The sequence below is a fragment of the Actinomadura sp. 7K534 genome (genome assembly GCF_004348575.1).
Taxonomy (GTDB): Bacteria; Actinomycetota; Actinomycetes; order Streptosporangiales; family Streptosporangiaceae; genus Spirillospora; species Spirillospora livida.
In genome coordinates this window covers 19,904-29,313 of sequence record NZ_SMKB01000077.1, presented here as the reverse complement: position 1 = coordinate 29,313, position 9,410 = coordinate 19,904, and the positions used below count along the sequence as shown (strand labels likewise).

The following is a 9,410-nucleotide window of genomic DNA, read 5'->3' as shown; positions in this document are numbered from 1 at the left end:
GCGAGGGCGGCCACGGGGCGACCCGACCAGAAAACTGGCCGAGCCGATAAAGGCACTGGCTTTTAACACGCTGTTGAGTTCTCAAGAAACGGACACCCACCGCGCCGAACCCCGCTCCCGCGGACCCCGGCTCCGGGGCAACCACTCCAGCCTACCCGATCTATCCCGCTTCATCCAACTCTGGGATAGTTCGGCCCAGTACGTCCTTTTTCAAGCGGAGACACGTCTCCACCGGGAGAGTTCGTAGTGGGTTCCCCTCGGGCCGGCCGCCTTTCGGCGTCTCGCTCCCCCTTGGGGCGAGTAGAACATTAGATCCGCCCGCCGGGACCGTCAAATCAGCCTCGCCGAGTGCGAAACCCCAGGTCATCACAGCTTTCAAGGCTCTTATCCTGCCCTGGGACCCGGCCTTGTAACCGCACTGTGACGTGTGTTTGCCGAAGTTTGCCCTCGTGATGGCGACGGCCCACCCGGTTCACTCCGGGTGGGCCGTCGCACGGCGGTTCAGGACGAGGTCACCTCGACGCCGCCCACGTTGCGCTTGCCGCGCCGCAGGACGAGGAAGCGGCCGTGGAGGAGGTCGGAGGCGGCCGGTGCGGCGTCCTCCGATTCGACCTTGGCGTTGTTGAGGTAGGCGCCGCCCTGGGCGATGGCGCGGCGTGCCTCGGACTTGCTCTTGCACAGGCCGGACGCCGCCAAGAGGTCCACCACGGGCGGCAGCTCCCCCGGTGACACCTCCGCGCGCGGCACTTCGGCGAGCGCGGCGCGCAGCGTCCGCTCGTCCAGCTCCTCCAGGGCGCCCTGCCCGAACAGGGCCCGGGAGGCCGCCACGACGCGCGCGGTCTCGTCCTCGCCATGGACGAGCGTGGTCATCTCCTCGGCGAGCGCGCGCTGCGGGGCACGGGCGGCCGGGCGGTCGGCGCCCTGCTTGACCAGGTCCTCGATCTCCTCCCGGGAGCGGAAGCTGAAGACCTTGAGGAAGTTCTCCACGTCCCGGTCGTCGGCGTTGATCCAGAACTGGTAGAACGCGTACGGCGAGGTCAGCTCGGGGTCGAGCCAGTAGGTCTCGCCGCCGGCCGTCTTGCCGAACTTGGACCCGTCCGCCTTGGTGAGCAGGGGCGTGGTGAGCGCGTGCGCGGCGCCGCCCTCGGCGCGGCGGATCAGGTCGACGCCCGCGGTGAGGTTGCCCCACTGGTCGCTGCCGCCGGTCTGCAGCCGGCACCCGTACCGCCGGTACAGCTCCAGGAAGTCCATGGCCTGGAGGAGGACGTAGCTGAACTCGGTGTAGCTCATGCCGGTGCTGTCGAGGCGGGCCTTGACCGTCTCGCGGGCCAGCATCCGGTTGACCGGGAAGTGCTTGCCGATGTCGCGCAGGAACTCGATGGCCGTCATCTGGCCGGTCCAGTCGAGGTTGCTGACCATCGTGGCGCCCGTCGGGCCGTCATGGAAGTCGAGGAACTTCGACACCTGTCCGTGGATCCGCTCGACCCAGGCGGCGATGGTCTCCTCGGAGTTCAGGACGCGTTCGGCGCTCTTCCCGCTCGGGTCGCCGATCAGGCCGGTGGCGCCGCCGACGAGGCCGAGGGGCCGGTGCCCGGCCCGCTGGAAGCGGCGCAGCATGAGGATCTGGATGAGGTTGCCGAGGTGCAGCGAGGGCGCCGTCGGGTCGAACCCGCAATAGAGCGTGACCGGTCCCGCGGCGAGCAGCGCCCGCAGTTCGTCCAGGTCGGTGGACTGCGCGATCAGGCCGCGCCACGCGAGATCGTCCAGGATGTCGGTCACGGTCTCCCTCGTCTCAGTTTCCGCGTTCGGTGTGCCCACCAGAGTGCCGGGTGGGCACGTGTCAGACCAACGTTATTCAGCGCGCGCCGACGAAGGCGTCGGCTGGGACGAACACCTCGTGCCCTGTGGTGAAGGTTACGCGGACGCCCTTGGCGTTCCAGGTCACCGACTTGACGGCGGGCGGTCCGCCGGGTCCGGCGCCGTGGTCGAAGTCGATGAAGTGCCCGTACCCGAAGTTCGGCTCGGGGCCTACGAACAGCTGATAGGCGCGGTGCCGGCCGAAGACGAAGCTGCGTTCGCGGAGCAGGCCGACGTAGTGGGTCCGGGGCCCGCCGCTTTCGTCCCCGTAGGTCACCGACGCCGGCTGGCGGTGGACGTCGCCGAGCTTCTCGGTGCGGTGCAGCCAGCCGCTCGTGTCGAGGACGAAGAGCATCAGCAGCACGGCGAAGGCGATGTAGCCCGCCGCGCCCGCGAGGATCGGTGCCATCCGTGCCGGCGGTAACGCCCGCGGTGCGGCCCCGGCGTCCGCCGTCTGCGGAGCGGCGTCAGTCATCGGCGGTGACCCTCTTCCGGGGGACGTGCCGGCGGTACGGGGAGACGGTCGGGTCGCCGTCGATCCAGTAGCGCCACGGGACGTCCTTTGCGCCGTTCACGCCGGTGCGCGGCCCCGTCCTGATGAGGGCGGGGTCGGCGGGTTCACCGGCGTGGACGGTGAGCGGCCCTTCGGGGGAGCAGACGTCCAACCCGTTCTGCTCGCGGGCGACGCCGAGCGCCTGGCAGAGCCGGGCGGGCCCCCGGGCGAGGTCGCGGACGGTGGAGCGCGGGCGCCGGGCCCGTGCCGCCTCCTCCCCCTCGACGATCTCGCCGGCGCGGAGCAGCACCGCCATGGACGTCCCGTCCGGCCCGCACACGAGGTTCATGCAGAAGTGCATGCCGTAGGTGAAGTAGACGTAGGCGTGGCCGGGCGGCCCGAACATCACGGCGTTGCGCGCGGTCTTCCCCCGGAAGGCGTGGGAGGCCGGGTCCAGTGGGCCCGCGTACGCCTCGACCTCGCTGAGCCTGACCGCGACGTCCCCCTCGGGCGTGCGGTGCCTGACCACGCGCCCGAGCAGCGACGGCGCGACTTCTTCGACCGGCCGGTCGAAGAAGTCGCGTGGCAGCGGCTCTCCGCTCATCGAAATCACCTCGGGGGCGGCGTCACCGCCGTGTCGGCCGGATCCGGACGATCCGCGTGCGGGGGGGGTGCGGGTCAGCCGTCGGAGCCGGCGGCCCAGGCGGCGTGCTCGTTGACCAGGGTGCGCAGGGTGTCGAGCTGCTCGCGGACGCGGTCGGGGGCGGTGCCGCCGTACGCCTTCCGGGACGCCAGGGCGCCCTGGACGTTGAGGACCTCGCGGACGTCCGGGGTCAGGTGCGGCGACACCTTGCCGAGTTCCTCGTCCGTCAGGTCGTCGAAGTCCTTGTCGTGGACCTGGCACCACACGACGAGGTGCCCGACGACCTCGTGGGCGTCGCGGAACGCCACGCCGCGGCGGACGAGCAGCTCGGCGAGGTCGGTGGCGAGCGCGAAGCCGTCCGGCGCGAGGGCCTCCAGCCGCTCGGTGTTGACGCGCATCGTCGCGATGAGGCCGGACATGGCGGGCAGGACGAGCAGCAGCGTCTCGACGGCGTCGAACGCGCCCTCCTTGTCCTCCTGCAGGTCGCGGTTGTAGGTGAGCGGCAGGCCCTTGAGGGTGGTGAGCAGCCCGACGAGGTGCCCGATGAGGCGGCCCGCCTTGCCGCGCGCCAGCTCGGCGACGTCGGGGTTCTTCTTCTGCGGCATGATCGACGACCCGGTGGCGTAGGTGTCGTCCATCTCGATCCAGCGGAACTCCTGCGACGCCCAGAGGCAGATCTCCTCGCCGAGGCGCGACAGGTGGACGCCGATCAGCGCGGCGGCGAAGAGGAACTCGGCGACGAAGTCGCGGTCGGCGACGGCGTCCATGGAGTTCGGCGCGGCGGAGTCGAAGCCGAGCTCGGCGGCGGTGGCCTGCGGGTCCAGCGGCAGCGACGAGCCGGCGAGGGCGCCGGAGCCGAGCGGCGAGACCGCGGCGCGCCGGTCCCAGTCGCGCAGCCGCTCGACGTCGCGGGTGAGCGGCTGGACGTGCGCGAGGAGCTGGTGGGAGAACAGCACCGGCTGGGCGTGCTGCAGGTGCGTCATGCCGGGCGCGGCGACGCCGAGGTTGTGCTCGGCCTGCGCGATCAGCGCGGTCTCCAGCTCGACCAGCCGGGACACGATCTGGCGGGCGTGGTCGCGCAGGTAGAGGCGCAGGTCGGTGGCGACCTGGTCGTTGCGGCTGCGGCCGGCGCGGAGCTTGCCGCCGAGGGCGCCGAGCCGTTCCAGCAGGCCCCGCTCCAGGGCGGTGTGGACGTCCTCGTCGGCGACGGCGGGCCGGAACTCCCCGGACCGGCACGCCTCCTCCAGGTCGTCGAGGGCGCCGAGCATGCGGTCGAGCTCGTCGTCGGTGAGCAGCCCGGCCCGGTTGAGGACGCGGGCGTGCGCGCGCGAGCCCATCAGGTCGTACGGGGCGAGCCGCCAGTCGAACTGGACGCTCACCGAGAGCCGCGCGAGCGCGTCCGACGGGCCGCCTTCGAACCGTCCGCCCCACAGCCGCGTCGGTGCCTTGGTCACTGGTCTCCTCTTCTTCCCACCGCTGGACTCTGCTTCCATCTCACCACGCCGAGGGCGCGTACGCGCGTGCGTGGGGACGCCGCGCACGGCGTCCCCACGCGGTGACAAGGCGCCTGCCACAGGGTACGGCGAAACCGTCCTCCGCCTTCACCCCGTTGCCTGCGGCGCCTGCTCAGGCGTCGCGGTCCCGCTTCGCCGCGATCTTGCTGGGCAGGCTCCACAGCTCGACGAAGCCCTTGGCGAGGCTCTGGTCGAAGGTGTCGCCGGTGTCGTAGGTGGCGAGGTCGTAGCTGTAGAGGGACGCGTCGCTGCGCCGCCCGGTGACGACGGCGCGGCCGCCGTGCAGCGTCACCCTGACCTCCCCGGACACGTGCTTCTGCGTGTCGGCGATGAACGCGTCCAGAGCGTCCTTCAGCGGCGAGAACCACAGGCCGTCGTAGGCGAGCTCGCCCCAGCGCTGGTCGACGGACCGCTTGAAGCGGGCGAGGTCGCGTTCGACGGTGACGTTCTCGAGCTCCATGTGCGCGTTGATGAGCACGATCGCGGCGGGCGCCTCGTAGACCTCGCGGCTCTTGATGCCGACGAGCCTGTCCTCGACCATGTCGATCCGGCCGACGCCCTGGGCGCCGGCGCGCCGGTTCAGCTCGGCGATGATCTGGTAGGGGGTGAGGGGGCGGCCGTCGAGCGCGACGGGGACGCCGGAGGCGAAGGTGATGACGACCTCGTCGGCCTCGCGCGGGGCGGCGGGGTCGGCGGTGTAGTCGTAGACCTCCTCCGTCGGGCCGTTCCAGATGTCCTCCAGGAACCCGGTCTCGACGGCGCGGCCCCACAGGTTCTGGTCGATGGAGTACGGCGACTTGGCGGAGACGTCGATCGGGAGGCCCTTGTCCTCGGCGAACGCGATCGCCTTGTCGCGCGTCCAGGCGAAGTCGCGGGCGGGCGCGATGACCTTCAGGTCCGGGTTGAGCGCGGACAGGCCGGCCTCGAAGCGGACCTGGTCGTTGCCCTTGCCGGTGCAGCCGTGCGAGACCGTGGTGCCACCGAACTCGCGGGCGGCCGACACCAGGTGCTTGACGATCAGCGGCCGGGACAGCGCGGACACCAGCGGGTAGCGGTCCATGTAGAGGGCGTTGGCCTGCATCGCGGGGACGCAGAAGTCCGCGGCGAACTCCTCCTTGGCGTCCACGACGACGGCCTCGGCCGCGCCGCACGCGAGGGCCCGCTTGCGGATGGTGTCGAGGTCCTCGCCGCCCTGGCCGACGTCGACGGCCACGGCGATGACCTCCCCGCCGGTCTGCTCGGCGAGGTACGGGATGGCGACGGAGGTGTCCAGGCCCCCGGAGTACGCCAGGACGACGCGCTCGCTCATGATCGTTATCTCCTGTGTGTGAAGTTTCGGTGGATGCTGGCTGGGACCGGGCCGTGCGGCCCTAGCTTCGTCGTTCGCGCCCGCCGGTGAGCCGCAGCAGCGCCTGCGCGACGTCGTCCCCGCCGTTCGGGTCGCGGGCGATGACGAGGATCGAGTCGTCGCCCGCGACGGTGCCGAGGATGGTCGGCCATTCGGCGTGGTCGATCGCCGAGGCCAGGTACTGGGCGGCCCCCGGCGGGGTCCGCACCATGACCAGGTTGGCGGACGCCTCGGCCGAGACGAGCAGCTCCGCGGCGAGCCGGGAGAGCCGTCCGGTGAAGGTCTCGGCGGTGCCGGTGCGGGCCCGCCGGATCCGCTCGCCGCCCTCCCCGGGGACGGCGTAGATCAGGCTGCCGTCGTCGGCGCGCAGCCGCACGGCGCCGATCTCCACCAGGTCGCGCGAGAGCGTGGCCTGGGTGACGTCGACGCCCTCGTCCGCGAGGAGCTTGGCGAGCTCCCCCTGCGAGTGGACGGGGTGCCGGGTCAGCAGCTCGATCACCCGGGCGTGCCGGGCGGCCTTGGTCATGGGGGTCGTCACCGGGCGCGCTCCAGGAGCCAGACGAGCAGCGCCTTCTGGGCGTGCAGCCGGTTCTCCGCCTCGTCCCAGACCCGGCTGTGCGGGCCGTCGAGGACGGACGCGGCGATCTCCTTCCCGCGGTAGGCGGGCAGGCAGTGCAGGACGATCGCGTCGGAGGCGGCTCCGGCCAGCAGGTCCTCGGTGACGGCGTAGGGCTCGTACAGCGAGGTGTCCTTGCCGTCCTGGCCCATCGACACCCAGGTGTCGGTGGCGAGGACGTCGGCCCCGGCCGCGGCCTCGCCGGCGTCGTCGGTGACCGTCACCGACCCGCCGGTCTCGGCGGCGATCCCGGTGGCGCGGGCGACGACGGCGGGGTCGGGCGCCAGGGACGCGGGCGCGCCGATCCGGACGTGCATCCCGGCGGTGGCGCAGCCGAGCAGGTAGGAGTGCGCCATGTTGTTGGCGCCGTCGCCGAGGTAGGCGAGGACGGCGCCCGCGAGGCCGCCCTTCGCCTCCTTGACGGTCTGCAGGTCGGCGAGGACCTGGCAGGGGTGGAACTCGTCGGTGAGGGCGTTGACCACGGGAACGGTCGTGCCGGCGGCCATCTCGTCGATGCGCTCCTGCCCCGCCGTCCGCCACACGATGGCGCTGACCTGGCGTTCCAGGACCCGGGCGGTGTCGGCGATGGTCTCGCCGCGGCCGAGCTGACTGGTTCCCGCGTCCATGATGAGCGGGTGGCCGCCGAGCTCGGCGATACCGGTGGCGAAGGAGATCCGGGTCCGGGTGGACGGCTTGTCGAAGAGGACCGCCACGGACCGCGGTCCGTCGAGCGGCCGGAACCCGAACCGGTCCTTCTTCGCCTGGGCGGCCAGCTCCAGGACCTCGGCCTGCTCGGCGGGCGAGAGGTCGTCGTCGCGGAGGAAGTGCCTGGTCATCGTCAGCCCTCCTTTCCGGAGGCGGCGTCGTCGAGGATCGCGGGGAACGCGTCGGTGAACGACCGCGCCTGCCCGGCGGTGAGGGTGAGCGGCGGAGCCATCCGCAGCGCGTCCGGCTGGAGCGCGTTGATCAGGAAGCCGGCGTCGCGGGCGGCGGCCTCCACGGCGGGGGCGTGCGGCCCGGTGAGGACGGCGGCGCGCCAGAGCCCGCGCCCCCGCACCCCCGCCAGCAGCGGGTGGTCGACGGCGCCGAGCCCGGCGGCCAGGGCCTCCCCCACCGAGACCGCGTTGCCGAGCAGGCCGTCCTTCTCGATCGTGGTGAGGACGGCGAGGGCGGCGGCGGCGCAGACGGGGTTCCCGCCGAACGTGCTGCCGTGGTCTCCCTTGGCGAACAGCTCGCCGTGGGCCCCGAACGCGATGCACGCCCCGATCGGCAGGCCCCCGCCGAGGCCCTTGGCGAGGGTGAGGACGTCCGGTTTCGCGTTCTCGTGCTCGAAGGCGAACCAGGTCCCGGTGCGGCCGATCGCCGACTGGATCTCGTCGGCGACGAACAGCGCGCCGGTGGCGTCGCAGATCTCGCGGACGGCGGCGAAGTACCCCTCCGGCGGCGGGACGACCCCGGCCTCCCCCTGCGTGGGCTCCAGGAAGACCGCCGCGCAGTCCTCGCCGGCCGCGGCCTTCAGCGCGTCCGCGTCGCCGTAGGGGACGAACCGGACGTCGATCCCGAACGGGCCGAACGGCTCCCGGATCGACGCCTTCCCCGTCAGCGCCAGCGCCCCCATGGTCCGGCCGTGGAAGCCGTTCTCCGCCGCGACGATGTACGACCGGCCGTTCGCCTTGCCGTACTTGACGGCGAGCTTGAGCGCGCACTCGTTGGCCTCGGTGCCGCTGTTGGCGAGGAACACCCTGCCGCCGCCGCCCAGCAGGTCCAGCAGCCGCTCCGCGAGCAGCACCTCCGGCTCGTGCAGGAACAGGTTGGACGTGTGCGCCAGCGTCGTGACCTGCGCGGACACCGCCTCGACGAGAGCGGGGTGGCCGTGCCCGAGCGAGCTGACCGCGATCCCGGCGATCAGGTCGAGGTACTCGCGGCCGGCGGTGTCCCAGACCCGGCAGCCCTCGCCGCGCGCCAGTGCGAGCGGCGGGACGCCGTAGTTCGGCATGAACGCGGCCTCGTACCGCTCCCTCAGGCCGCTCATGCGGGCTCCGCTCCCGGTCCGCCGGGCAGCACCATCGTTCCGATCCCTTCGTCCGTGAAGATCTCCAGCAGCAGCGAGTGCGGGACGCGCCCGTCCAGCACGTGCGCCTGCGGCACGCCGCCGCGTACGGCGGTCAGGCACGCCTCCATCTTCGGCACCATCCCCGCCGACAGGCCCGGCAAAAGCACGGCGAGCTCGTCGGTGGTGAGGCTGTCGATCACGTCGTCGCTGTCCGGCCAGTCCGCGTACAGGCCCTCGACGTCGGTCAGGACGACCAGCTTCGTCGCGTCCAGCGCGACGGCCAGCGCCGCCGCGGCCGTGTCGGCGTTGACGTTGTAGACCTCGCCGTCGTCGCCGCGCGCGATGCTGGAGATGACCGGGACCCGGCCGTCGTCCAGCAGCGCCCGCACCGCCCCGACCTGCACCTCGACGATCTCGCCGACCTGGCCGATGTCGACGGGCTCGCCGTCCACCACCGCGTGCTTGCGCTCGGCGGTGAACAGGTTCGCGTCCTCGCCGGACATGCCGAGCGCGAACGGCCCGTGCCGGTTGATCAGCCCGACGACGTCGCGCTGGACCTGGCCGGTCAGCACCATCCGGACGACCTCCATGGCCTCCGGCGTGGTCACCCGCAGCCCGGCGGTGAACGTCGAGTCGATGCCGTTGCGGGCGAGCGCCGCGTTGATCTGCGGACCGCCGCCGTGCACGATCACCGGCTTCAGCCCGGCGTAGCGCAGGAACACGACGTCCTCGGCGAACGAGTGGCGCAGTGCCTCGTCCGTCATCGCGTGCCCGCCGTACTTGATCACGACGGTCCGGCCGTGGAACCGCTCCAGCCACGGCAGGGCCTTGATGAGGGTCTCCGCCTTGCTGAGGACGCCCGCCCGGTTCTTGCGCATCTGCGCGC

9 protein-coding genes are annotated in these 9,410 nt (G+C 72.2%); all 9 read right to left on the bottom strand.

What is annotated here, in order from left to right:
- Positions 1-501: 501 nt before the first annotated feature.
- The 9 genes from tyrS to argB all read right to left on the bottom strand — a co-directional run bounded on the left by tyrS (position 502) and on the right by argB (position 9,402).
- On the bottom strand, positions 502-1,779 hold the full coding sequence (gene tyrS / locus E1266_RS17280; RefSeq protein WP_132048121.1) for a tyrosine--tRNA ligase: 1,278 nt from the start codon (positions 1,777-1,779) through the stop codon (positions 502-504).
- A 76-nt stretch (positions 1,780-1,855) separates the two neighbouring features.
- Positions 1,856-2,266, bottom strand: a complete 411-nt coding sequence (locus E1266_RS17275; protein WP_132048119.1) for a hypothetical protein — start codon at positions 2,264-2,266, stop codon at positions 1,856-1,858.
- 58 nt (positions 2,267-2,324) lie between these two features.
- Complete coding sequence (locus E1266_RS17270; protein ID WP_132048117.1) at positions 2,325-2,954, bottom strand: DNA-3-methyladenine glycosylase; 630 nt, start codon at positions 2,952-2,954, stop codon at positions 2,325-2,327.
- A gap of 74 nt (positions 2,955-3,028) precedes the next feature.
- Positions 3,029-4,447, bottom strand: coding sequence for an argininosuccinate lyase (gene argH / locus E1266_RS17265; RefSeq protein WP_132048115.1), 1,419 nt, complete (start codon positions 4,445-4,447; stop codon positions 3,029-3,031).
- Positions 4,448-4,619: 172 nt separating this feature from the next.
- The gene (locus E1266_RS17260; RefSeq protein WP_132048113.1) at positions 4,620-5,816 is read right to left on the bottom strand and encodes an argininosuccinate synthase; all 1,197 of its coding nucleotides are present in this window, start codon (positions 5,814-5,816) and stop codon (positions 4,620-4,622) included.
- Between the two features lie 61 nt (positions 5,817-5,877).
- Positions 5,878-6,381 (bottom strand): arginine repressor, encoded by a 504-nt coding sequence (locus E1266_RS17255; RefSeq protein ID WP_132048128.1) that lies wholly within the window; start codon positions 6,379-6,381, stop codon positions 5,878-5,880.
- Between the two features lie 8 nt (positions 6,382-6,389).
- A complete protein-coding gene (argF, locus tag E1266_RS17250) occupies positions 6,390-7,307 on the bottom strand; it encodes an ornithine carbamoyltransferase (RefSeq protein WP_132048111.1) in 918 nt (305 codons plus the stop codon).
- A 2-nt stretch (positions 7,308-7,309) separates the two neighbouring features.
- Positions 7,310-8,503, bottom strand: coding sequence for an acetylornithine transaminase (locus E1266_RS17245; RefSeq protein WP_132048109.1), 1,194 nt, complete (start codon positions 8,501-8,503; stop codon positions 7,310-7,312).
- A complete protein-coding gene (gene argB / locus E1266_RS17240) occupies positions 8,500-9,402 on the bottom strand; it encodes an acetylglutamate kinase (protein ID WP_132048126.1) in 903 nt (300 codons plus the stop codon). The genes E1266_RS17245 and argB overlap by 4 nt, the downstream gene beginning before the upstream one ends.
- Between the last annotated feature and the right edge of the window lie 8 nt (positions 9,403-9,410).